The sequence below is a fragment of the Candidatus Hakubella thermalkaliphila genome (assembly GCF_013281975.1).
Classification (GTDB): Bacteria; Actinomycetota; Humimicrobiia; order Hakubellales; family Hakubellaceae; genus Hakubella; species Hakubella thermalkaliphila.
Genome location: NZ_BLRZ01000395.1, coordinates 1 through 742, shown reverse-complemented (window position 1 = coordinate 742; position 742 = coordinate 1). Strand labels below are relative to the sequence as shown.

Here is a 742-nt window from a genome sequence, read left to right as displayed (position 1 = left end):
GGTTGTGGCTTTGAACAAGATAAACCAGCTAACCTACAGCTTCCAGCTCAAGAGCGATGGTCCTTTCTTTCTCTACTTAAGCTCGCCTTTTAACCCTAATTGGGTGCTTATTGTTGAGGACTCGGGGGATGAGGTAGGCAGGAACCTGGTGAGAGACAAAGGTCCTTTCTTTCTCTATCTCAGCTCACCTTTTGACCCCAATCAGGTACTGGCCAATAAAGGCCCGATTCCCCTGCACTATGCAGAGCGAAAAGGTGGCAATATCTGGCTTATAGAGGAAGGGGGAGATTATGATCTGACTCTGGAGTACCGGGGCATGGATCGCCTTATTGTCTTACGATGGGCTAGCCTGGCAGCTATTCCCCTTTACCCCATACTGGTTACCCTGGATCTGTGGCGGCTGAGGAAAAACAGAAGGTACTTCCCACATGCCTCTCGGACTTCTGAAGAGTAGAGCTAATCTTTAGCTCTTGGGTACGACATCTCTGCTGCCTATTGAGAATAATGGGAAGGACATTGGTCCTGTCGTAGGCTCACTCTGTCAACAATCTAATCTCTTGTCTACTTTCATCAAAAACTACGGCAAAATTCTCAAAGAAGCCATGTCTACCTGGTAGATTGAAGGAAATTAATAGTTCCCGTGAAAAGGCGATTCTTCCAATAAACGTGTGGCCGTTAATCTCATAGGTCAAGGTATGAGTATATCCCAGGATTCTTCCGCCAATGCCTTCCAAGTAAATAG

At 46.6% G+C, this 742-nt stretch carries 2 protein-coding genes; one reads left to right on the top strand and one right to left on the bottom strand.

Annotated features, from left to right (window positions below; genetic code table 11):
- On the top strand, nt 1–454 hold a 454-nt coding region (locus tag HW443_RS12380; protein ID WP_176238357.1), incomplete at its 5' end, for a hypothetical protein.
- Nucleotides 455–533: 79 nt separating this feature from the next.
- On the opposite strand, the gene HW443_RS13125 is transcribed toward HW443_RS12380, so the two are convergent.
- A partial coding sequence (locus HW443_RS13125) for a hypothetical protein (protein WP_219857267.1) occupies nt 534–742 on the bottom strand: 209 nt, incomplete at its 5' end.